Here is a 24,063-nt window from a genome sequence, read left to right as displayed (position 1 = left end):
AAGCCCCTATCAAGCAAACAAGAAAGACAGCCGTAAGTCATTGATTTTATTATATATTTTTTTAAATTCTTTTCTTGACTAGCCGGCATGTTTTGAATAGTGTCCCGGCAATTTGGCCTCTAGTCAGCGAAGCCTTTTTAACTTTGCCCTGTTGGCCTTGCCCAGATTTCGATATAGATTTCATGGGCTTGAATGTAAATTCTGGAAAAGGAACCGTCAAAATGACCGAATCTGCCACCAACACTCTCCAGAATGCCTCCTGTTCTTCCACTCCTCCATCCTCTGATATTACGGCTGCACTGGTACTCGCAGACGGCACTGTTTTCTGGGGATACGGCTTCGGAAAAGAAGGAAACACGGTTGGCGAAGTCTGTTTTAATACGTCTATAACAGGCTATCAGGAAATTCTCTCTGACCCATCTTATGCCGGACAGATCATTACCTTCACATTCCCGCACATCGGTAATGTCGGCACCAATGCTGAAGACATGGAAACCAGACACCCCGCCGCACGCGGTCTCGTTGTGCGCGAAGAGGTGACAAGCCCTGCAAACTTCCGAGCAGAAAGCCCGCTCGGGGCATGGGCCGCAGAGATGGGGCTGGTAGGCATCGCCGGCATTGATACACGCAAGCTAACCCGTCACATCCGCAAGAACGGTGCACCAAACGGTGTGATTGTATATAATAAAGACGGCGTGTTCGACATTCCCGCACTATTGGCTCAGGCTCAAGATTGGCCCGGGTTGAACGGTATGGATCTGGCAAAAGACGTTACCTGTGACGAAACGTACGATTGGCGCGGCACCCGGTGGCATCTTGGTAAAGGGTTCGGGACGCTCGACAAAGAAGAGGCACACATCGTTGCAGTCGATTATGGCGCAAAGATCAATATCCTGCGCTGTCTGGCTGAAACAGGAGCACGGGTGACCGTGGTACCGGCGACAGCAAGTTTTGATGACATCATGGCCCATAAGCCTGACGGCATTTTCCTGTCTAACGGCCCAGGCGACCCTGCGGCAACAGGGGAATATGCCCTGCCCGTTATCAACAAGCTGATCGAAACCGGCCTGCCCATTTTCGGTATTTGTCTTGGCCATCAGTTGCTGGCACTGGCATTCGGCGGCAAGACATACAAAATGCACCAGGGACACCGCGGTGCGAACCACCCGGTTCAGGACCTGCGCACGGGCAAGGTTGAAATCACAAGCATGAACCACGGCTTCAGTGTGGACGGAGACAGTCTGCCTGCAAACGTAAAGATCAGCCACGTATCTCTGTTTGACCAGACTGTGTGTGGTATCGAATGCACCGACAAGCCAATCTTCAGCGTCCAGCAGCACCCTGAAGCGTCCCCTGGACCTCAGGACAGCTTTTACCTGTTTGAACAATTTATGAAATCTATCAAGGCGCACAAAGCTGCCTAGGATAAAGGGATCACCATGCCAAAAAGAACTGACTTAAAAAGCATCATGATTATCGGCGCCGGCCCCATTATCATCGGCCAGGCGTGCGAGTTTGATTATTCCGGAACACAGGCCTGTAAGGCACTCAAGGAAGAAGGGTACCGGGTTATTCTGGTAAACTCTAACCCTGCGACGATCATGACCGACCCAGAACTGGCCGATGCGACCTATATCGAGCCGATCACACCAGAAGTCGTGGAAATGATCATCGCCAAGGAAAAACCCGACGCGATCCTGCCAACGATGGGCGGACAAACCGGTCTGAATACCGCACTGGCACTGGCCGCAAACGGTGCGCTCGAGCGTCATAATGTCGAACTGATTGGCGCCACGGCCGATGCGATTGATAAAGCAGAGAACCGCGAACGTTTTAATGCCGCAATGGCCAAGCTCAATCTGGAAGTATGTAAGGGCCGCACTGCCCGGTCTATCGCAGAAGCAGAAGTGGTTCTGGAAGAAATCGGTGGCCTTCCTGCAATTATTCGCCCCAGCTTTACGATGGGCGGCACCGGTGGCGGCGTTGCATATAATAAGGCCGAGTTCCTTGACATCGTCACCAAGGGGCTGGATGCTTCACCGACGAACGAGGTTCTGGTGGAGGAAAGCATCCTTGGCTGGAAAGAATATGAGATGGAAGTTGTCCGCGATAAAGCTGACAACTGTATCATTGTCTGTTCGATTGAAAATGTTGATCCGATGGGCGTTCACACGGGCGACAGTATCACCGTAGCCCCTGCCTTGACACTGACAGACAAAGAATATCAAGTTATGCGTAACGCATCGATTGCTGTTCTGCGCGAAATCGGTGTCGAAACAGGGGGATCGAACGTACAGTTTGCTGTGAACCCCCAAAATGGTCGCCTGATCGTCATTGAAATGAACCCTCGGGTAAGTCGGTCTTCTGCTCTGGCGTCCAAGGCAACAGGCTTCCCGATTGCCAAAGTTGCAGCAAAGCTTGCGGTTGGCTACACGCTTGATGAACTATCAAATGACATCACAGGCGTGACCCCGGCATCGTTCGAACCTACAATCGACTATGTAGTCACCAAGGTACCGCGGTTCACTTTCGAGAAATTTGCGGGAGCTGAGCCAGTCCTTTCCACCGCTATGAAGTCTGTCGGTGAGGTTATGGCCGTTGGCCGTAATTTTGCGGAATCACTGCAAAAAGCTATGCGGTCGATGGAAACCGGCCTGACGGGGCTGAACGAAATTGTATTCGACGGTTACACACCCGGCAGTGACGACAAGCGCGCGATCCTGAGCGACCTTGGATCCGCACGACCTGATCGCCTGCTTCGTATCGCACAGGCAATCCGCGAAGGTGTCTCCCTCGAAGAAATCAACCGCGTATGTCACTATGAGCCGTGGTTCCTGCGCCAACTGGATACCATTGTCAGCGCAGAAAACTCTGTTCGCGAAAACGGTCTTCCTTCTGATGAGCGCGGCCTGCGTCAGCTAAAAATGCTGGGCTTCTCGGATAGCCGACTGGCGGAACTCTGCGGCAAAACTGCAGCTGAGGTTTCTGACATCCGCCGCAACGCCGGTGTGCGCCCAAGCTACAAACGCATTGATACCTGCGCGGCTGAGTTTGACGCAAAAACACCCTATATGTATTCAAGCTACGAGACCTTTGCCGCCGGTGAAAGTGCTGAATGTGAAGCCTTCCCGTCTGACCGCGAAAAAATCATCATTCTTGGTGGTGGACCAAACCGGATTGGTCAGGGGATCGAATTTGATTATTGTTGTTGTCATGCCTGCTTCAGCCTGTCTGACGCCGGGTATGAAACTATCATGATCAACTGTAACCCTGAGACTGTCTCAACAGACTATGACACTTCTGACCGTCTGTATTTCGAGCCGCTGACGGCCGAAGATGTGGTCGAGATTGTCCACAAGGAAAATGAAAACGGCTCTGTAAAGGGTGTGATTGTTCAGTTTGGCGGCCAGACACCGCTTAAACTCTGCATGGACCTTGAAGCAGCAGGCATCCCAATTCTTGGCACCAGCCCGGATGCGATTGACCTTGCAGAAGACCGGGAGCGGTTCCAGGAACTGGTCGAAAAACTGGGTCTAAAGCAGCCGAAAAACGGCATTGCTTTCAGCCTGGATGAAGCAAAATCAGTTGCAGAGCAGGTTGGCTATCCTGTCCTGACACGCCCTAGCTATGTGCTGGGTGGTCGTGCGATGGAAATCGTCCATGACGAAGCTGGGCTTGAAAACTATATCAAAACGGTAACCATGTCCGGTGACAAGTCACTGGAAATCAGCGAAAAACGTCCCGTCCTGATCGATAGTTTCCTGCAGGATGCGATCGAAGTTGACGTGGACACCCTGAGCGACGGTACTAACATTCATGTTGCAGGGATCATGGAGCATATCGAAGAGGCTGGCATTCACTCTGGCGACAGTGCCTGTTCGCTGCCTCCATACAGCCTGCCTGTTGGCGTGGTCAATGAAGTCAAACGCCAGTCAGAGGCCCTTGCAAGGGCACTGAATGTTGTTGGCCTGATGAATGTACAATTTGCCGTGAAAGATGACGAAGTCTATCTGATCGAGGTTAACCCACGGGCATCACGGACTGTGCCTTTCGTCGCGAAGGCAATTGGCAGCCCGGTTGCAGCCATCGCAGCGCAGGTCATGGCCGGTGCGAAATTAACGGACTTTGATCTGGTAGATCCAATAACAGATCACGTTGCAGTCAAAGAAGTTGTTATTCCGTGGGCTCGCTTCCCGGGTGTTGATGTCCTACTGGGCCCAGAGATGAAGTCTACGGGTGAAGTGATGGGCATTGACAGCAACTTCCCCATGGCATTCTACAAATCCCAGTTGGCAGCAGGTGTAAAACTTCCAACCGAAGGTAAAGTTTTCGTATCTGTGAAAGACAGTGACAAATACGCACTGGTTCCCCTGGTCAAAAGCCTTCTTGAAATGGGATACAGCGTCGTTGCCACCACTGGCACTGCAACGTATCTGAACCAGCAGGGGCTGAATGTGGAATCTGTCTATAAAGTTACCGAAGGTCAGCGTCCACACGTTCTGGACATCATGGTCAACGGTGAAATCCAGTTGATGTTCAATACAACTTCAGACAAACAGGCCATTATGGACAGCTACAGCTTGCGCCATACTGCCCTGACGATGAAGCTGCCATATTTCACAACCATTGCCGCCAGTCGCGCTGCCGTACAGGCACTGAAAGTACTGCGTTCAGGCGCCATGGATGTAAAGAGCCTGCAGGAATTTGCCGTCTCAAAATAGCACCTGAAAACAATGGGTTACGCATATCCTTGATTTTCAGCACTAAATACACTACATAAATCCTAGTGCGCCGACCTTTCCGAGGTCGGCGTCTATGTTTTTCTAAGAGGGGCATCCCTTCCGACACGTTTAACATTTGATACTAAAGGCCACCGGCCTTTAGCCATTGGACGAGAGAATATGACTGAAAAAGTACCTATGCTGAAAGCGGGCCATGAGGCTCTTGAAGCAGAACTGAAAAATTTAAAGTCCGTTGAGCGCCCTGCTGTTGTCCAGGCGATTGAGGAAGCGCGCGCCCACGGTGACCTGTCCGAGAATGCTGAATATCATGCAGCAAAAGAGAAACAGGGTCACATTGAAGGTCGTATTCTGGAGATCGAGGGTAAATTGAGCCGGGCGCAGGTTATTGATCCGTCTACCCTGTCTGGCGACCGTATCGTATTCGGTGCGACCGTTACACTGATTGATGAAGATGACAAAACCGTCAAATATCAGATTGTCGGCGCAGACGAAGGTGATGTTAAAGAAGGCCGCATTTCCTACCAGTCTCCCATCGCACGGGCCATGATTGGCAAATCAACGGGCGCGGAGATCGAGGTTAAAACACCTGGTGGCGAACGGTATTATGAGATTGAAAAAGTCGAATATATCTAATTTTTTTGATATTTTTTTCGACGAAAAAAGCCCGCCAAATTGGCGGGCTTTCTTATTTTTATGATTAGCTGAGTTCCCTAGAACTTGTAGTTAACACCAAGCAGGATTTCCCACTTGGAAGGTGCCAGCTGAATAGTCTGTGGGTCACGTGCATTGAAGTCGGAGTAAACATACTTGCCGCCTTCGATCTCTGCTTCAACCACATTGATATGGCCAAAGTAACCAGCATGCTTCATCACGCCCCAATCGCTATCAATCAGATTGGTCAGGTTCTTGATAACCATGTAGGCATTCATTTTGTGACCTTCGAAGGGTGCAGGGATTTCCTGTGACAAACGCAGGTCAATCTTACCCCACCAGTCAGACCGGTGACCGTTACGCGGTGCAATCTGACCGGCATAATCCATCAGGCCTTGCTCATTCAGGTATGCAAAGAATGCATTTGTATCGAAACCATCAGCAAATGTCACAAGTGGATCATCCGCACCCGTTGGAACGTACAGCAGATGACGATCATCTACCGCATCACCGAACTCGCTCAAGCCGCCATTGAACGCGCCACCCATATCACTGAACGTGAAGCTGTAAGGACGACCAGACTGCAAGCTTGCAAACATGCTGACACGAGTTTCGTTATCATCCCAGAACTCTTTAGCCCAGGAAACATTCGCCGTAAAACGGTGCTTGATTTCCCAGTTTGTTGTACCGGAACCAGGGTTATTTGGATTGCTTACAGCAACGCCTGCATAGTTAGAGAAGGCAACAGACGACGTCATTGGATTTACGTCTTTTGCATCAGTGTATGCATAGCCAACATTCCAGTTGATACCCAGGTCTTCATGCGTTTTCGCAAGGGAAACAGAGAAGACTTTGGATGAACCACCTTTGGTGTTTGTCAGAACATAATCTGAGTTAAACCAGCGGTTACAACCAAATGGGTTTGAGCCCGGATCAGCCGCACAGTCTGCATCTGCTTTATTAAGCGAGAAGAAAGTCGGACGTCCATCAGGTGCTGTACCAACTTCGACCAGCGTCGTATCGATGATTGTGGCCGGATTCCGCATTTTAGAATACAGGATGTCTGCCTGCAGCACATAACCGTCACCGAATTCACCTGCATCAAATTCCCACGTTGCACCCAAAGCGACTTTAAGCTGGGTTGGGATTTTAAAATTAGGGTCCATCGCGTTCACACCAGTGTTCGAAGAACCGGCTGCAACATCTTCCACACCGCGCAGCGGTACATCTTTGATTGGCGTACCGCCATTGGCAGTTGCTTCGTCAAACAAAGTGAAGTCTTCGCTGTAATCGCGGTAATTAACCTGAATCTGCGTGAAACCGTCCTGCTGATAGTTGTTTGTCAGCCAAACGTTCGGGTTACCACCAGAATATAGGCCAATACCACCACGGACCTGCAGTGTCTCGTTAGCATCCCAGCGGAAGGCAAAACGCGGCAACACCAGGTCTTCTCCATCAAGGTTTGTCGCATTGGAGAAACCATTCCGAGCAACGAAGGCTGGGTTTTCACGTGGCAACGCGTTGCTGCTGTACCAGTCATAGCGCAAACCGGCAGTGACTGTCAGATCACCGGACGGGAAAGTATACTCATCCTGCAAGTAGACAGTGTTGATGTTGTAGGCAATAGTGCCGGCTGCATCGATCGGGTTATTGGTGCCACCAGCGTTACCATAGTATACGCGGTCCGGGATACCAGCTTCGAAATCAGCAATGCTGTCGAAACGGTATTCGCCCAGAGTGTGCTGTACGAACAGGTTGTAAACTTCCAGCTCTGCACGTTCCAGACCGAATGTGATCGCATGATCATCAAGCTGATAGTTACCCGCAGCTTTATAGTTCCAGATTTTATAGTACATATCGTTGGCTTGACGGGAGTCGTCATTACCAAGATACACATCAATATCGTTAGCGGTAGTGATACGTACTTCGCCGAATTCACCGTTTGCACGGGAGTTCTGGCGACCATCCAGATCAGTGTAGGAAACACGTACTTCAGTGGAGAAGTTATCTGTCCAGTCAGAGAACAACTGGCCAGAGTAAGCTTTCAGCTTGGAACCGCGCTCATAATAGTGCTTGGAGAATTCAAACTCGTTGTTGTCGCCGTCTGATTCTGCAATAGAGAAACCGTCGTTATAGTTATAGACGAGAGCAAGACGGTGCTGGTCGTTAATGTTCCAGTCAATTTTCGCCAGGATTTTCTCATCTTCTACTGGCAGAGACGGAACAATTGCACCAACCTCGTACCCGTACACACGCTGTGCAATCTCTGCAATCTGATCCAGCTCAGCCTGCGTTACAGTCGATTCGCTTGGACGACGGTTAAAGAGCTGTGCTCCTTCCAGCTTCTCATAAGATGCGAAGAAGAACAGTTTGTCTTCGATGATTGGACCACCAAGATGGGCGCCATAACGCTTCTGAGAATAGTCACCATTGTCATACTTGACACCGTCGACTGTTTCACCGCGCAGGCTGTCATTCGTATAATCGAAGAACGCTCCACCGTGGAAATCGTTAGTACCGGACTTGGTAACAGCGTTGATGTTACAACCGGTGAAAGCACCGTATTCAACATCAAACGGTGCCATTTCAACTGCAACCTGCTGGATTGCGTCAAAAGAGAACGGTACACGCTCTGTTGGATATCCATTGGAGTTCAGACCGAAGTTATCGTTCAGACCAACACCGTCAACAGTCAAAGAGTTGAAACGTGGGTTACCGCCCACACACTGGATCGCGTCACTGTTTGATTCGTCGATGAATACCCGTGGGTCCATCCGAACAACGTCTTTAATGTCGCGGTTAATAGCAGGAGCATTCTCCAGGTCCGTCAGGTTAAATGTCGCGTTTGGACCCGGCGCCACGTCTGCAACGATTGCACGTGCCGTTACAGAGATTTCCTCAATGTCACCCATGCCTGCGATCAGACTTACTGAAGCAACCTGCCCAAGCAGAAGCTCCAAACCTTCTACAGTGTTCGCGCGGTATTCAGAACCATCAGCCAGTTTAACAATGTATGGACCACCAACACGCAGGCCACGTGCGTAAAACACACCCTGGTTGTTTGTCTCGAATGTTCTGACAGAGCCAGACGGAACGTGTGTAACCTGAACAGTTACGCCAGCAAGTGCCTGACCCGACTGATCTATTACCTGCCCCCGAATGGAGGAAGACGTTTCCTGTGCGACGATTGGGCTACTCGCCAGAAGGCAAGCAGCGGCAACACCGCTTAGCATGTATGCTTTCAATGAGCGTTTCATCATTTCCACTTTCGTTGTTTTATATCGAGTTTTACTCGTCACTTATATTAATCGAGCCATGTGCGAAAACCGGCGTACTTGAACTTTGTGTTCGAGCTGCCCCCTACTACTGAAACTGTATGACAGCTATGTTACGCTTTCTTTCTTCTTTTATGACTCGGTCTTTTCACCAGACTCTGGTCTGGTAATCTCTGCGATCGGAATGGTCACCGACCGAACACTGTCTCCATTAATGTCTCTGAGGTCTATGGATAGGAGGCTGTTTTCCCAGTCGATATCCATCGTGCCAAAATTTTCTGGACCATAAAGAAGCCCAATCTGATTCTTGTCCCATTCATTGCGAATTTCTTTGGATGGGTTAAATGGCAAGTTCAGGCTGCTGGAGGTAATTTCGTAAAGAGGGTAATCAATCAGGTCAGCACGGCGGTAAATGCCGCCAACATGACGATCACCACTGACAATCACAACGCGACCACCTTTGGCATTATTGATCAGACTGTATAACCGTTGCCGTTCCTGCGGCATGGTGCGCCAGGCTTCCCATCCGTGGGTATCTGCCAAAACCTGAATACTGGACACCATTATCCGCAGGTCGGCAGGCTTCTGCAGCTCGGCTTCCAGCCACGCCCACTGTTCGTCGCCCAACATTGTCTGATCAGGGTCTTCAGAAGGCACATACCGTTCCTTGCCCGGGGCGTTGCGTTCGTCCGTTTTCGTCAGTGCAGAACGGAAGAAACGTGTATCCAGCATGATCAACTGAACCCGCTGTCCTTCTGGTCCATACATCCGGGAGTAATAGGCGCCAGCGCGGGACCGTACAGGGTCATCCTGCGCCACCGAGAAGAAATCAAGCATATAGTCTTTTGCTTGTTCTTTTATCGGGAAATCAGATCCGCCATCATTTTTACCGTAATCATGATCATCCCAGGTAGTATGCATGGGAATTTTACCGTATACAGACAGGAAATCAGCGTTGGTCGCCAGTGTGTTATAGGCGAACTGCAAAGCATCCATGCTGGGTTCATTCACCCAAACGCCCTGATTAATATCCGCATACACATTATCACCGGTGAACAGGAAAAGCTGCGGGGATACTGACGACACTGCCTTCCAAATCGGCTGTGGTTTCTCTTCATCAGCGCAGGAACCAAACGCCAAACGGGTCAGAACCGTATCGCCTGCCAGTGGCGGCGCAGGCGTTGGAATTAAAATTTCATCGGAAACTGTCTGTGATTGAGCAGAAGCATCATCCTGTATGGCATAGCTGGTTCCAGCACTGGATACGATAGATGCAAACAGAAAGGCTAAGCCGAAGGCTCGCGCAAATTGATTGTCCATAAGGGCCCCCTTGATGAATTGGATTTATATATCAGCCAGAGTGGAAGTCAAACGCAGACGCCCCAAGCATAGCCCGGTTAGCTACAGTTTAATGACATTATTGTTGCAGATTTGTTACATATATAGCTGATAGAGTAGTTTCTATTGCTATAATAGCTACCCTGACCAACCGATCTTTTCCATGAAATGCTTGCGACACAGCGCCAGATATCTGTCATCACCGCCAATTTCAATCGACTCGCCTTGTTTGACAGCATTGCCCTTGTCATCTATGCGCAAATTCATGGTTGCCTTGCGCCCACAGGTACAAATTGTCTTCAGCTCACTCAGTTCATCAGCAATCGCCAAAAGCCATTTACTGCCTTCAAACAAATTCGCCTGAAAGTCTGTCCGAAGGCCATAACATAGCACCGGTATACCAAGCGAATCTGCGATGCTGGCCAGTTGAAACACATGCTCCTTGGACAGAAATTGTGCTTCATCAACGAAGATACAGTGCAGGGGGCGCCGCTTCAGTTCGTCCGCAACGAGCGTAAACAAATCCACTGCCCCCTCGAAGGTACGCGATTCTTCCTCGATACCAATTCTGCTGGAGATACGACCAACACCTGCCCGGTTATCAATGGCCGCCGTGAACAGCAAGGTATTCATACCGCGTTCCCGGTAGTTGAAGCTGGACTGAAGCAACATGGTGGATTTGCCGGCGTTCATTGCCGAATAATAGAAATACAGCTTGGCCATAATAGTGTCTTACACGCCCTTCGTGCCGAAAATCCTGTCGCCTGCGTCCCCCAGACCTGGCACAATATAGCCCGCCTCATTCAGGTGATCATCAATGGCTGCGGTAATCAGCGGTACATCCGGATGACGGTCATGCAGGGCCTTCACACCTTCCGGGGAGGACACGAGCGAAATAAACCGGATATCCTTTGCACCTGCCTTTTTAATTTCATCCAGCGCAAAGATCGCAGAACCAGCAGTGGCCAGCATGGGATCCACAACGATCGTGACACGGTTTTCCAGATCTTTTGGCACCTTAAAGCAGTATTTAGTTGGCATGAGGGTTTCTTCATCCCGTGCCAAACCTATGACACCGATCCGGGCAGATGGGATCAAATCCAGCATCGGCTGTATCAACCCATCCCCGGCACGCAGGATGGAAATCAGACACACCTTCTTGCCGTCAAGCTTCTTGCCGACCATGGATGTAACCGGTGTCTCAATAGGTTCATCAATTAGCTTGAGGTCTTTTGTAGCCTCAGCACCCAGGAACCAGCCAATCTCCCTTAGTAGCTGCCGAAATTCCAGTACACTTGTTTCCTTCCTGCGCAAAAGTGTCATTTTATGCTGCACAAGAGGATGATTAACTTCTGTGACTGACTTCATGCCGTTACCTTTCCGTGCCATCACGAGAGAATTTTCATGAATAAACTTGTATGTTTGATTCTTTCTGGGGACTTGACCATGACTCATTTGTCCGTATTGTTTCAAGTCCATTTAGGGGATCAGGATGAAATTTAAGATTGAAACATTGACCACACTGGCGATTGGTGCACGGGAAAAGGCCTATGCACCCTATTCCCATCACCCTGTTGGTGCTGCGATTGTCAGCGACTCAGGCAATGTCTATACGGGCTGTAATGTCGAAAATGCCGCCTACCCCCTGGGCACCTGCGCCGAAAGAAATGCTGTCGCCGGCATGATCGGCAGTGACGGCCTGCAACGAATTACCACTGTGATTATCGCAGGCCCCGGCAAGCACGCCTGTCCACCGTGTGGTGGTTGTCGCCAGGTCCTACGTGAATTCGCCACTGATGATACACAGATTATCTGCTGTGACATGAACGGCGATATTACGCTAAAAACAACCCTTGGGGAGCTACTCCCGCATTCTTTCGGTCCAGATAACCTGGAAAAGGAAATCATCGGCACGACTGATGGTGCCTAAGAACAAAGGACCCTTTGTATGATCGCCATTTTCGGTATCATTTTTCTCCTTGCCCTTGCCGTGCTATTGTCGACTAACAGAAAAGCCATCAACATACGGACTGTTGGCAGTGCATTTGCTATTCAATTGGCTTTTGCCGCTTTTGCGCTTTATTTCGAGTTTGGTCAGGCTGTTATGGCAGGGCTTTCCTCCGCCGTTCATTCCATCATTCAATATTCGAACGCTGGTATCGAATTCATTTTCGGGTCACTGGGGAAACCACAAACTATCGGCTTTATTTTCCTGTTCCATGTTTTGCCAGTCATCATCTTCATGTCTGCACTGATGTCCGTTTTGTATCACCTGCGGATTATGCAGTGGATCGCCATGATCATTGGTGGCGGCCTTGCCAAGGCGACAGGGGCCAGCAAAGTGGAAACTCTGGGCGCTGCGTCCAACATCTTTGTCAGCCAAACCGAAGCACCAGTGGTTATACGCCCCTATCTGAAAAGTCTGAAAGACGATCAGTTCTTCACACTGATGGTGGTGGGCATGGCCTCTGTAGCCGGGTCTGTGCTTGTCGGATATGCGGCGATGGGCATACCGCTTACCTACCTGATCGCAGCAGCCTTCATGTCGGCACCCGGTGGCCTGTTGATGGCTAAAATCATTATGCCTGCAACTGACGTGGCCAGCAAAACGGATGAAGATATTGATATACTGAATATTGACCTTGCCGATGAAGACGGTAACAAACCTTCAAATGTTATCGAAGCTGCAGCTGACGGCGCATCCATTGGTTTAAAACTGGCGGGCAATATCGGCGCCATGCTGCTTGCATTTGTCGCCTTGATTGCCCTGATGAACGGTATCCTGGGATATGTTGGCGGTCTGGCTGGTTTCGAAGGCCTTACATTTGAAGGGATTCTCGGCACCATTTTCTCGCCACTGATGTATATTCTGGGCATTGACTGGGCCGAGGCTGAACTGGCGGGCAATCTGGTCGGACAAAAATTAATCCTGAACGAGTTTGTTGCCTTCTCTAATATGACGACTCTCTTGGACCAGATGAACCCGCATACGCTGGCCGTTGTAACCTTTGCCCTGTGCGGATTTGCAAACTTTTCCTCGCTGGCGATTCAGCTTGGCGGCCTTGGCGCACTCGCACCAGAACGCAAAGCATTCATTGCCAAAGTGGGCATGCGGGCACTAGCTGCCGGAACTTTGTCAAATCTAATGAGTGCAGCACTTGCTTCCCTGATGCTATCTTTCGCGCAGACAGGCTGATCAAACCGCCGTTGCAAATACTGTAAAGAATTTCGGGCACCTTTTAGACAATAGGTGCCCGCTTTTTATCTTCCCCTGGTCCGTATTCACCGAAGCTGCCACATAGTCGCCCGAGACCAGCATGACTGTCATCGGCAACCAAAAGTCCGATGCCGCGCCATTATGCCACGCACAAAGGTTAGAAAACGTCGGAAAGGGATGGGGCCGTTACGGCACCTCCGGCAGCGGAACACCCGGCATATGCTTGCTATTACGTATGGTCAAAGAAGTCTTCACACTTGCCACGTTACCAGCAGGCGTTAGCTCAGACGTCAGGAACTTCTGAAACTCCTGCAGATCATGCGCGACAATTTTAAGCATAAAATCAATTTCACCGTTCAGCATGTAGCATTCACGCACCATCGGCCAATCTTCGACCTGTTTTTCAAACGCCCGCAGGTCGCTTTCTGCCTGGCTGTGCAGCCCAACCATGGCAAATACTGTCAGTCCGAACCCCAAAGCTTCCTGATTCAGGTCAGCATGATATCCGTGGATATAGCCTTCTTCTTCAAGCGCGCGCACACGTCTCAGACACGGCGGGGCAGTGATACCTACCCGCTCGGCAAGGTTGACGTTCGAAACACGGCCCTCGGCCTGCAAGCAGGACAGTATCTTTCTGTCGACCGCATCTAGCTTAACACGTGCCATTATTGGTAATCCTCCATACCATTTTTGAAACTCTGCCATACTAGCGAAGGCGCTTTCGGAAATAAAGTTCCAAATTCGTATAATTTTATTTCCTTTTACTTTTATCTATAGCGTCTCTAAATCTTTTCGTTACAATGATGTTGCTGAATGATTTTACACGCGATTGAACTCTTGAAAATTTGGTTAAAATGCCGCTTTTAATTTACTTTTTTGTGACTTATGGTGGCAATCGATTCGGGCATAAATTATGATGCACATCTTTCGTCAATGCTGTCGAAAGATCTGGGGGTTAGCTGGATTGTCTTTAGTCTGAAATGAACGCACTGGATAACAGAATACGGGAACTTGTGGCGTATGCCCGCGAGAAAGATGGCGAAGACAGAACTGTTCTGTATCGTAATCTTGTCGATATGTTCCTGACAGGAAAAGCACCGCTGAAAGAACCCACTCGTGGGCAGCTTCTTGGTGTTCTTGATGCGCTCGTCCCTCATGTAGAGGTAGAAGCACGGCGCGTTGTGGCCGACCTGCTTGCAAACATGTCAGATCCCCCCATGGACCTTGTCCAGCGTGTGTGCCGGGACCGTGCATCAATTGTTTCCGGGCTTCTGCTTGCAGCACCTTTCACCGAAGACGAACTGATTGACCTGATTGAAACAACTGGCCGTGAACATCATCAGGAAATTGCCAGCCGTGGTGATTTGTCTGCGAATGTCTGGATTGCACTGGCGCGTGCGACGCCTGCAGCCCCCCCTTACGAATCCCAGTCAACGCTGGCATTATGGTCTGATGAACTTTGTGGCCCGGATATTACCGGTCTGGCATCTGCCACAGTTACACACCTGCATCCGAAAAAAGAAAAAGCGGAGAAACCAGCAGGATCGACCGCCAAACTTAGAATACTGCGTACCAATGAAGACTTGATGTCCGACCATATGGATGCAGATGACGCGCTTGGTGACTTTAAGCTGACATCAGGGGCGCCTGTACCGGTGGATACCGGCAAAAGGGCACCCATACTGCCATCAGAGGCAGATAATACCCTGACCTCTAATACCCTGACTTCAAGACCGGCTACTGCCTCAAAGCCGGCTACTACACCGGCAGCTCTTGCGCAGTCGCAGGCCAAAGACAAACCTGCGGCACCGCGGCAGGACAATACAGTTTCTAGCGACATTGCCCTGCCGAAGGCTGCAAGCGGAGGCTGGTCCTGGTTCAGCGACCGTGACGGCAGGATTGTCGGTATCTCGGATTTAGGTTTAGAGCTCTTTGGAGAAAAGCCCGAAACCATGAATGGCATGCCCATGATTGAAATGCTGGGCCTTGGCATGAAGGTTGGACACCCGGTCGCCCGCGCCTTTCAGCGCCGTAGCCATATTCACGATGCCCCACTGTATCTGTCTCACCTAAAAAAGGGGGAGCGATACTGGACTTTGGACGCACGGCCTATTTTCAGTGCCACTGGTGTTTTTGAAGGCTACGAAGGCATTTTAATGCCTGTTGTCCCCGCAGAAGGCGAAGAAGACATCATACCGGCACAAAGCGATCTGGATTCCCTTGCTGCCAGCGAGCTGCTGCGCGGGTCTGGTTCTCCGGCCAGAAATGATACACGCCGTGATTCCCTTCTAGACGAAGGGGACACACCACTTTTTACCGAAGATGTGAAACCCTCTTTCAGGCGCTCAGCAAGCGATCTGGACGAGACTGCACATGCCCAGATTAAAAACTCTCTGACAGAAGCCCTCGGCGGCCTTGGTGATTTGCTTCGCGACGAGGAAAATGCAGCTGCCCGCACCCAGCACCAGCCAGGTAACCCATCCGCAGGTGCCGGGGCGACACAAACAGATGCTGACAGTCACGCATTTCACCTTGATGCGGATACAGTATCTGCCTCATGGGAATATCTGCAGAAAACACTGAACACCTCCAAGCAGGAGGATGATTCTGCAGACGAACCATCTTCGCCGCAGGAGCATAGCGCAAAGGTGGAATCTGCACCTATTCCCGCAGCACAACATCCCCAAAGCAGCGATGACATTGGCCCTATTGGACAACCTGACCCGGCAGCCCTTCTGGCTACACTTGACATGCTGCAGGAAGCATTAAGCCGTTTGTCAACAGCCAGTGAAACAGGCAATAAGCTGCAAGTTCGTTTGCAGACAGAGATTGCCACAGCTTGTGCACGCACTCTCAGGGATCAATTACTTCCGGGATCGGACGCCTAAACGGCTTTAATGTTCAATCTGCATGCGTTTAATCGACTTTGTCGATTATATAAATCGAATTTAGCTGGTTGAATTCCTGCCCATTGTGCCTACATTCACTGCAGGCGCTGCATCACCATCGGTGGTGCATCCATTTTAGACAAAAGAATATTTCAACTATCATTATTAAGGAGGGCATTATGGCCGTTCTCGCAGGTAAACCAGCTCCAGACTTTACAGCCACTGCCGTAATGGGCGATGGCAGCATCAATGAGAATTTCAACCTCAAAGAATATATCGGTGATGATTACGGTCTGATCTTCTTCTATCCGCTTGACTTCACATTCGTATGCCCATCAGAAATTCTGGCATTCAACAACCGTATGGCACGCTTCGAAGAGCTGGGCGTGAAAGTTGTTGGTATTTCTATCGACAGTCAGTTCAGCCACGCTGCATGGCGGAACACGCCAACTAGCGAAGGTGGCCTTGGCCCGGTTAAGTTCCCGCTGGTTGCTGACATTAACAAACAGATCGCACGTGATTATGACGTTCTGATCGAAGACGCTGGCATTGCACTGCGCGGCACCTTCCTGATCGGTAAAGACGGTAACGTTTGGCACCAGTATGTAAACTTCCTGCCACTGGGTCGTAACGTTGACGAATTCATCCGTCTTGTTGAAGCACTGCAGTTCCACGAAGAGCACGGTGAAGTTTGCCCTGCAGGCTGGAACAAAGGTGACGAAGGCATGGTTGCCGATGCTAGCGGCGTTGCATCTTACCTTTCCAAGCACGCTGACGAACTCTAAGTCGTCTGCGTTCGGTAAAATCAGAAGGCCCCGCATTGTCGGGGCCTTCTTTTTTGTGGCTCTACGCCGCAACAATCCCCTAATCCAATTATAGATTGATCCCCATCCCCCACCGCCATACAGTGACCATTGCGGCAAGCATACTGCATGCGGGACCGCTTCCGGGGAGGGAAACAATGCATATTCTTATCAGCGGCATCGCACTATGGATGGTCGTACATCTAATTTCCAGCGCAGCACCAAACCTGCGCGCTAAACTATGGGCCAAGCTCGGTCACCCCTATCGCGGGTTGATCTCATTGGGGCTGTTGGCGGCGATTTATGTGATAGTAACGGGATGGCAAGCAGTCAGCCCGGTATTGCTATACACACCCCCGCTGACAAATGTTCCTGTTACAGCACTATTGATGTTTGTAGCGCTGTCATTAAGTGTCGCACCCTACGGTAAAAACATCATCAAACATTATCTGCGCCACCCCCAGCTTACTGGTTTTATTCTGCTATGTATAACCCATCTTCTGGTGAATGGAGATGATAGAACCACCGTCTTGTTCGGAGGCTTTATTCTATGGGCCTGCCTGGAAATCTTCTTCTTAAACAAACGGGATGGCACCTGGGCACGCCCTGAACGGCAACCAATATCGACTGCACTTTTGCCCCTGGCCATTGGTGCTGCATTAACCGCAGCGCTGGTTTATGCACACCCCTATTTGACAGGCGTGCCGCTTATTTAAAAGACTTGGCTGACCGTCTTCCTCTTGCCTTTGCAGCCAGCTCTGCAATTGCTGGCGACTGTGCTACACTCGCACCCATTCGTCATGCATTTACAGGAAGGTCCGCTATGAAAAAGCTTCTGGTCACGTCTGTCACCCTGATATTACTCTCTATCAACAGTATGGTAAGCGCAGCCCCCCAGACAAATGCACCCGCCCTGATTGATCCCCTGGCACTATTAGAACCCTATACGAACCGGACATGGCAACACACCGTCGGCACGAAAGGGGAGCCAGGCTACTTTAATGATATCAGTCACTGGCAAACCGTTATGGGCGGGCATGCGGTTTTGACCCGGCACTCTGTCAATGAGGGTGTGTACGGCGGCTATACCCTGATCTTTTATGATGCCGAGGCAAGTATACTACGATGTACATATGTCACCAATGGTGGGTTTTATACTGAATGTACGATCCGGCAGGCGGATGACCAGATCATAGTCGAAGAAACCGTAAAGGGCACAAGAAGAGGCCCTGAATCTGTGCGCTCCCAAATCGCAATTGAAGACGGCCAGATGATCGTAACCAGCCAATATAAAACAGAAAAAGACTGGTCAGACCCGGAAGTAAGACGCTATCATGAAAATCCAACAGCTTTAGTTATTTTTAATTGATTGGAGAGGAGTACCATGGGGATTTTTTCAAAGGTTGCCGGCGTAGGTTTGGCAGTAATGATGGGACTGGCGCCAGCTATCGGCGACGGCCTTACAGAAGAGGAGCAAAAAATCATGGATGCAGTGGATGCTGCATTTGATGATCAGCTTTCCTTCCTGACCGAAACAATCAACATCAGCAGCGGCACCCGCAACCTTGAAGGCGTTCGCAAAGTCGGCGTGGTTATGGACAAAGCATACAGTGAGCTCGGCTTTCAGACACGCTGGATTGATATGCCGGAGGAAATGAACCGGGCCGGCCACCTTGCTGGTAAGCTGGATCTGGGGGACGGCCCGAAAATCATGTTGATCGGTCACCTTGATACCGTATTCCCAAAGGATAGCCCATTCCAGACAGCCACCCGTCGCGGCGAACGAATTTACGGCCCCGGTGCTTCTGACATGAAAGGCGGCAATGCCGTTCTTCTGTATGCACTGAAGGCACTAAAAGCCAGTGGCAATCTGGACCAGGGAACCCTGCAGGTCATCCTGACGGGTGACGAAGAATCAACAGGAAAACCCCTGTCTGTTTCCAGAAAAGACATGATCGACATGGCGAAGGAAAGTGACATTGCCCTGAATTTCGAAGGGGGTGCACTGTCCACGGCGGTTATTGGTCGTCGCGGTTCGTCTGGCTGGGCGCTTGAAGTTACTGGTCGCCGCGCGCATTCCAGTGCCATTTTCAGTGACCAGGTCGGCGCAGGCGCAATTTTCGAAGCCTCCCGGATCATCCATAAATTCTATGAAGAAGTCCGCAAAATCCCTGGTTTGACCTTTAACCCCGGCGTGATCGCTGGCGGCACCAAGGTCGAAGAAGGCGAAAATCAGTCCTATCAATCCGCCTTCGGTAAATCCAATGTTGTTGCATCCAAAGTTGTCGTCAACGGTGGCCTGCGTTTCCTGAGTGAAGAAGACAAGGAAAAAGCACGCGACATCATGCGGAAAATTGTGGCGGAAAACCTGCCACACACCAGCGCAACTGTAACCTTCACGGACAGCTACCCTGCCATGACGGCAACGCCTGCAAATGAAGAACTGCTGGCAATATTCAGTCAGGTCAATCAGGATCTTGGACTGGGTGAAGTCACAGCCTTCCCGCCAGAACGTCGCGGCGCCGCGGACATCAGCTTTGTTGCACCGTATGTACCTGCCTCAATGGACGGCCTCGGTGCCTTTGGTGGTAGTTCCCACACAGAAGATGAATGGACAGATATTGAAGGCCTGCGCCTGACTACCAAGCGTACGGCGCTTTATCTGCACCGCCTGCTGTCTGCACAGTAAAATCAGACAAAATCTTAAAAACAAACCGGGGTCAACTTGGCCCCGGTTTTTTGTGTCCAGATACTAATTTTCAAATCCGATACTCGGATATATTTAGCCTGGCCCTAAAGCTCGCAAATTATACCGGTACAAATCTTCGTCTTTCTTACGGCCAAAGTCCATTTGCAGGATATCCGATATTTTCAGGAAAATTTGCTCCCGGTCCGGATCGTCATACGCACCGACTGCATCCAGCTCCATAATATCTTCTTCAAAATGCAGGATTTTGCCAACAAACCGCGCCAGATGATCCCCATCGCGCAATGTTACACGAACAACCTCGCCCGACATTTTCAAAACACTGGACAAAGACTGCCATGACCGAAGGTCAAGTCCGGGCCAGTCAGGTTCCTGAACTTCCGAGATCAGCCTGCGACGACTTTCAAGGGACCGCCCTCCTTTGTGAACCCGTGCAACCCGGTCTGTTGCAACCAGACTACCCCCATCAAAGGAAGGGCCGTCGGTGACGCGCTTCAGGAACATCAGTTCGGGTGTAGTTTCTGCAATAAAACCAGTGATTGGCTTACTATCTTCGTAGAGATAGACATCAACCATCCCCTGATCCTGTCGCAGGTATCCAAAAAGCCCCTTCATACAACTTCCTTTCCGGTAAATTCACAACCAGTTTAGCCTTGGCCTACACAGACAATCAACATGATTGAACCTGTCGATCAAAGAAATCGGCATTCCCCATTTGCATATTCAAAACAATTCCCTATGTACTATATCAAAGTTTTTCTGAATTCAGTTTGCCACAGGAGTTATGCATGGCTGACACCAAACATACTAAAATGCTAATTATCGGTTCTGGTCCTGCGGGATATACAGCGGCTATTTATGCTGCACGTGCCAATATTAGCCCTATGATTGTAACTGGCATGCAGGCCGGTGGGCAGTTGACCATCACAACAGATGTTGAGAACTATCCTGGGTTTGCCGACGCCGTTCAGGGCCCAGAACTGATGGAAGCAATGCGCCAGCAAGCGGAAAATGTTGGCACTGAAATCGTCTATGACCTGATCAATGAAGTTGACCTGAAGGCAACACCAAAGCGTGCAGTTGGTGACAGTGGTACTGTCTACACCGCGGACACAATTGTTGTTGCAACGGGCGCACAGGCACGCTGGCTGGGCCTGCCATCAGAAGAGAAATTCAACGGCTACGGCGTTAGCGCCTGTGCAACCTGTGACGGTTTCTTCTACCGCGGCAAAGAAGTGCTGGTGATTGGTGGTGGTAATACTGCCGTAGAAGAAGCACTGTATCTGGCAAATATCTGCAGCAAAGTTACACTGGTACACCGCCGTGACGAGCTGCGGTCAGAAAAAATCCTACAGGATCGTCTGTTTAAACTGCCAAACGTAGAAGTGAAATGGGACACGGTTCTTGACGAAGTTCTGGGCGACGAAAACCCGCTTGGGGTTACAGGCGCAAGGCTTAAAAACGTGAAGACGGGTGACACTGAAGACGTAAGCGTGCACGGTGTATTTGTCGCAATCGGCCACACACCATCAACCGAGATTTTCAAAGGCCAGCTGCCAATGGATTCAGAGGGCTACATCCTTAAAAAGCCGGATAGCACTGCCACTGATATTCCGGGTGTGTACGCTGCAGGTGACGTAACTGATAAAGTCTACCGGCAGGCGGTTACTGCCGCAGGCATGGGCTGTATGGCGGCACTCGAAGCGGAAAAATATCTGGCTGAGCTAGAAGCTTAAACAAACCGTTTCAGTGGCACCGCCACATCAAATTTTCCCAAAAAGGGCGGCTTCCAGCCGCCCTTTTCCTTTATCAAAACCGGATTTGTGCGGACTATGCTTTTTCTGTTTGTGACGGAACAGGCTTCACAGACGACTGGGGGCATTCATTGACCTGCAGACTAAAAACATCAGGACGGGCATAATGCCCCACCACATCCAAATCATATTTACCGCGCAGGATGTCTGCCTTATCAAGCTCCGCCGTTAAAATAGTCTCTTTCCCAAAGATGGGCGCCGCGAGTATCTCGCCAAGCGGTGAAATGATACAGCTTCCACCCCGGATAAGAACGGTATCATCTGCACTGCCTTGCACCGGATGATAATCAGCGGGGCCATATCCGCGTTCCAGATATTGACAGGCACTTAGGACAAAGCAGCGACCTTCCAGTGCGATTGTCTGCATTGTTGGCAACCAGACATCACGGTCATCCACCGTTGGCGCACAGTAAAACTCTACCCCCTTGCCATACATGGCCAAGCGGTATTGCGGCATATAATTTTCCCAGCAAATCCCGCCGCCCAGCGTACCGATGTCTGTTTCAGGGGCCGCAAGTGTGGACCCGTCACCAAAACCCCAGACAACCCGTTCCAACGCCGTTGGCATCAGTTTGCGGTGTTTACCCAGTAAACTGCCACACGGTGCAAAATAGAGAGACGTGCAATACAGCGTGCCACCATCCCGTTCAACCACACCAACAACCAGATAGACACCGGCTTTTTGCACCAATTCACCGATCAGATCGGTATCCGGGCCAGGGACCATTATCGCATTTTCTGCATACCGCAAATAATCTTCCCGCCCCTCTGGTGTCCGCGAGCCCAGGCGCACGCCAAAATCCAGCCCCTTGGGATAGCCGCCAACAAAGGCTTCTGGCATAACAACCAGCTTTGCTCCTAACCCCGCAGCATCAGACAGCATGTCACCCAATTTCTCAAACGTATGCTTTTTGTCGAAAAGTGGGGTTCCGGCCTGAACCACTGCGCCGATAATTGCTTTCATACTAATCTTCCTCTGTTATGGCGCGGGGGCACCACCTACTGTCAGAGACAGTAGAAATCCTGCCTCATTAAGTCGACTGCTTTTTCCCGAAAAGGCTATTAGTCGCAGTGTAGCTAGCTTATTGCAGCGACGGTATATGCTGTTTCAATTTCCGTGACGAGGCTCAAGCCTGTATCGGTCAACTGAACGTAAGTAGCGCCGTCAGAATCACTCACGAGTCTGATCAGACCAAAACCACTACCTGCCTGAAGCTGGGACAAATATCTGCGGGTGTCCGGGTCTGTATGACCAATCGTTTGGGCAATCATGTCGATGCTGGCTCTATCCGTATCAGCTGCGACCAAAAAGGCCAGGATAGCTTCCGGACTGATAGACGGGAATGAGTGCCTGAAACACTCAGTCGCAATCTTTAAGGCATCCCGTTCCTGCACCCTCCAACTCCCCTGTGCTTGCTCTAAGTCACCAACTGAGCTAGAAACTTCCTGAGGGTACCATATAAACATTCAGGATGACAAATGGACTGGGACAGGCTTCGTATTTTTCACACAGTGGCACAGTCAGGAAGCTTTACAAGCGCTGGCAACCGTCTGAATTGCAGCCAGTCCGCAGTGAGTCGTCAGATCAGGGCGCTTGAGGAAAGTCTGAATGTAAGCCTTTTTACCCGGCACGCGCGCGGGCTTGTCCTGACGCATGAGGGTCAGGAACTTTTCAAAACGGCAAACGGCGTGGTTCAGCAACTGGAAGAAACCCAGCGCAGAATTATGGAATCGAAGCAAAGTCCCAAGGGCTTGCTGCGAATCACGACGATGGTCACCTTTGGGGCCGTTTGGCTGACCCCCCACCTGAAACACTTTATGGAAGAATATCCCGATATTGATATCAAATTGATTCTGGATGATGCGGACCTTGATCTGGCCGCAGGGGAAGCCGATGTCGCCATCAGACTGCATGAGCCAGAACAGGCAGACTTAATTCAACGGCCGCTAGCCACGTTTCATGTGCACCTGTATGCCAGCCCCGACTATATCGACCGAATGGGCATGCCGCTGGACCAAAGTGATCTGTGTAATCATGATTTGATCACGTTCGGCGAAACAAATGCGCCAACTTTGAAGAATCTCAGTAAAATTCTGGAAATCATCCAACCCGGCATCAAATGGAAGCCGCGCCTGCAGGTCAATAACCTCTATGCGGTTTTGAATGCAGTAGAGGCTGGCATGGGTATCGCTGTCTTGCCTGATTACCTGGTTCACAACAGAAAGAAACTGGTCCGTATTTTCCCAGACTGGGAAGTGCAAAATTATAACAGTTTTTTCTGCTATCCACCTGAACTTAAAGGATCTTTAAAAGTTGCGCTGCTCCGGGACTTTCTTGTCAGACAAATTAAGGCGGAAAGTAATATCCTCTAAAGTACTTACCAAAGACGGCTCTTCCCACCATGTCCTGAGCAACCAGACCCACCCCCGGAGCCATGCAAATTGCGCATGGCTGGTGTGTGTTTTTTGCTCTTTTAATGTTGCGCTGCAAAACGTATAACCACCTCATCGCAACGCACTGCAATATACGCAGTCCCCAGCGACCAAAGTTTTGACGGCGATCTAATCGACCACCGTCTTTAAGCCGGTCCCAGGATACCCTCCCCCCCTCCCCCACTTCCCTCCTGG

At 50.4% G+C, this 24,063-nt stretch carries 20 protein-coding genes; 12 read left to right on the top strand and 8 right to left on the bottom strand.

Annotated features, from left to right (window positions below; genetic code table 11):
- Window positions 1-221: 221 nt before the first annotated feature.
- From carA to greA, 3 genes are all read left to right on the top strand, one after another.
- The gene (carA, locus tag IE181_RS06040) at window positions 222-1,424 is read left to right on the top strand and encodes a glutamine-hydrolyzing carbamoyl-phosphate synthase small subunit (RefSeq protein ID WP_191250854.1); all 1,203 of its coding nucleotides are present in this window, start codon (window positions 222-224) and stop codon (window positions 1,422-1,424) included.
- A gap of 15 nt (window positions 1,425-1,439) precedes the next feature.
- Window positions 1,440-4,721 (top strand): carbamoyl-phosphate synthase large subunit, encoded by a 3,282-nt coding sequence (gene carB, locus IE181_RS06035; RefSeq protein WP_191250843.1) that lies wholly within the window; start codon window positions 1,440-1,442, stop codon window positions 4,719-4,721.
- A 180-nt stretch (window positions 4,722-4,901) separates the two neighbouring features.
- The gene (gene greA / locus IE181_RS06030; protein ID WP_191250834.1) at window positions 4,902-5,375 is read left to right on the top strand and encodes a transcription elongation factor GreA; all 474 of its coding nucleotides are present in this window, start codon (window positions 4,902-4,904) and stop codon (window positions 5,373-5,375) included.
- 77 nt (window positions 5,376-5,452) lie between these two features.
- Here the strand turns inward: greA and IE181_RS06025 are convergent, their stop codons facing one another.
- The 4 genes from IE181_RS06025 to upp all read right to left on the bottom strand — a co-directional run bounded on the left by IE181_RS06025 (window position 5,453) and on the right by upp (window position 11,374).
- The gene (locus IE181_RS06025; protein ID WP_191251579.1) at window positions 5,453-8,650 is read right to left on the bottom strand and encodes a TonB-dependent receptor; all 3,198 of its coding nucleotides are present in this window, start codon (window positions 8,648-8,650) and stop codon (window positions 5,453-5,455) included.
- Window positions 8,651-8,800: 150 nt separating this feature from the next.
- Window positions 8,801-9,988 (bottom strand): alkaline phosphatase D family protein, encoded by a 1,188-nt coding sequence (locus tag IE181_RS06020; protein ID WP_191250832.1) that lies wholly within the window; start codon window positions 9,986-9,988, stop codon window positions 8,801-8,803.
- Between the two features lie 156 nt (window positions 9,989-10,144).
- The gene (locus IE181_RS06015) at window positions 10,145-10,729 is read right to left on the bottom strand and encodes a thymidine kinase (RefSeq protein WP_191250830.1); all 585 of its coding nucleotides are present in this window, start codon (window positions 10,727-10,729) and stop codon (window positions 10,145-10,147) included.
- A 9-nt stretch (window positions 10,730-10,738) separates the two neighbouring features.
- Window positions 10,739-11,374, bottom strand: a complete 636-nt coding sequence (gene upp / locus IE181_RS06010) for a uracil phosphoribosyltransferase (RefSeq protein ID WP_191250828.1) — start codon at window positions 11,372-11,374, stop codon at window positions 10,739-10,741.
- A 124-nt stretch (window positions 11,375-11,498) separates the two neighbouring features.
- Here upp and IE181_RS06005 point away from each other — a divergent pair, with 124 nt between their 5' ends.
- The gene (locus IE181_RS06005; protein WP_191250826.1) at window positions 11,499-11,936 is read left to right on the top strand and encodes a cytidine deaminase; all 438 of its coding nucleotides are present in this window, start codon (window positions 11,499-11,501) and stop codon (window positions 11,934-11,936) included.
- Between the two features lie 18 nt (window positions 11,937-11,954).
- Entirely contained in the window at window positions 11,955-13,202 is a 1,248-nt protein-coding gene (locus IE181_RS06000; RefSeq protein ID WP_191250824.1) for a NupC/NupG family nucleoside CNT transporter, read from the top strand.
- Between the two features lie 207 nt (window positions 13,203-13,409).
- Here IE181_RS06000 and IE181_RS05995 read toward each other — a convergent pair whose 3' ends face one another.
- A complete protein-coding gene (locus IE181_RS05995; protein WP_191250822.1) occupies window positions 13,410-13,889 on the bottom strand; it encodes an Lrp/AsnC family transcriptional regulator in 480 nt (159 codons plus the stop codon).
- Window positions 13,890-14,203: 314 nt separating this feature from the next.
- On the opposite strand from IE181_RS05995, the gene IE181_RS05990 reads away from it, so the two are divergent.
- The 5 genes from IE181_RS05990 (at window position 14,204) to IE181_RS05970 (ending at window position 19,603) form a co-directional block, all read left to right on the top strand.
- The gene (locus tag IE181_RS05990; protein WP_191250821.1) at window positions 14,204-16,111 is read left to right on the top strand and encodes a PAS domain-containing protein; all 1,908 of its coding nucleotides are present in this window, start codon (window positions 14,204-14,206) and stop codon (window positions 16,109-16,111) included.
- 179 nt (window positions 16,112-16,290) lie between these two features.
- Window positions 16,291-16,896 carry a peroxiredoxin gene (locus tag IE181_RS05985; RefSeq protein WP_191250819.1) on the top strand — a complete coding sequence of 202 codons (606 nt, stop codon included), beginning with the start codon at window positions 16,291-16,293 and terminating at the stop codon, window positions 16,894-16,896.
- Between the two features lie 176 nt (window positions 16,897-17,072).
- Window positions 17,073-17,630, top strand: coding sequence for an NnrU family protein (locus tag IE181_RS05980; RefSeq protein ID WP_191250817.1), 558 nt, complete (start codon window positions 17,073-17,075; stop codon window positions 17,628-17,630).
- A gap of 107 nt (window positions 17,631-17,737) precedes the next feature.
- Window positions 17,738-18,283: a hypothetical protein gene (locus tag IE181_RS05975; RefSeq protein ID WP_191250815.1), complete on the top strand. Its 546-nt coding sequence runs from the start codon at window positions 17,738-17,740 to the stop codon at window positions 18,281-18,283.
- Window positions 18,284-18,298: 15 nt separating this feature from the next.
- Window positions 18,299-19,603, top strand: a complete 1,305-nt coding sequence (locus IE181_RS05970) for a M20/M25/M40 family metallo-hydrolase (protein WP_191250813.1) — start codon at window positions 18,299-18,301, stop codon at window positions 19,601-19,603.
- 93 nt (window positions 19,604-19,696) lie between these two features.
- Here the strand turns inward: IE181_RS05970 and IE181_RS05965 are convergent, their stop codons facing one another.
- A complete protein-coding gene (locus tag IE181_RS05965) occupies window positions 19,697-20,236 on the bottom strand; it encodes a hypothetical protein (protein WP_191250811.1) in 540 nt (179 codons plus the stop codon).
- Between the two features lie 173 nt (window positions 20,237-20,409).
- Between IE181_RS05965 and trxB the strand changes: the two genes are divergently transcribed.
- Entirely contained in the window at window positions 20,410-21,357 is a 948-nt protein-coding gene (gene trxB / locus IE181_RS05960) for a thioredoxin-disulfide reductase (RefSeq protein WP_191250809.1), read from the top strand.
- 94 nt (window positions 21,358-21,451) lie between these two features.
- On the opposite strand, the gene IE181_RS05955 is transcribed toward trxB, so the two are convergent.
- Both IE181_RS05955 and IE181_RS05950 read right to left on the bottom strand, forming a co-directional pair.
- Window positions 21,452-22,399, bottom strand: a complete 948-nt coding sequence (locus tag IE181_RS05955; protein WP_191250807.1) for a carbon-nitrogen hydrolase family protein — start codon at window positions 22,397-22,399, stop codon at window positions 21,452-21,454.
- A 113-nt stretch (window positions 22,400-22,512) separates the two neighbouring features.
- A complete protein-coding gene (locus tag IE181_RS05950) occupies window positions 22,513-22,830 on the bottom strand; it encodes a hypothetical protein (protein ID WP_191250805.1) in 318 nt (105 codons plus the stop codon).
- 84 nt (window positions 22,831-22,914) lie between these two features.
- On the opposite strand from IE181_RS05950, the gene IE181_RS05945 reads away from it, so the two are divergent.
- On the top strand, window positions 22,915-23,808 hold the full coding sequence (locus tag IE181_RS05945; RefSeq protein ID WP_191250803.1) for a LysR family transcriptional regulator: 894 nt from the start codon (window positions 22,915-22,917) through the stop codon (window positions 23,806-23,808).
- Window positions 23,809-24,063 lie beyond the last annotated feature (255 nt).

Source organism: Kordiimonas sediminis (genome assembly GCF_014656395.1).
Lineage (GTDB): Bacteria > Pseudomonadota > Alphaproteobacteria > Sphingomonadales > Kordiimonadaceae > Kordiimonas_A > Kordiimonas_A sediminis.
This window is presented reverse-complemented; position numbering and strand designations above follow the sequence as displayed.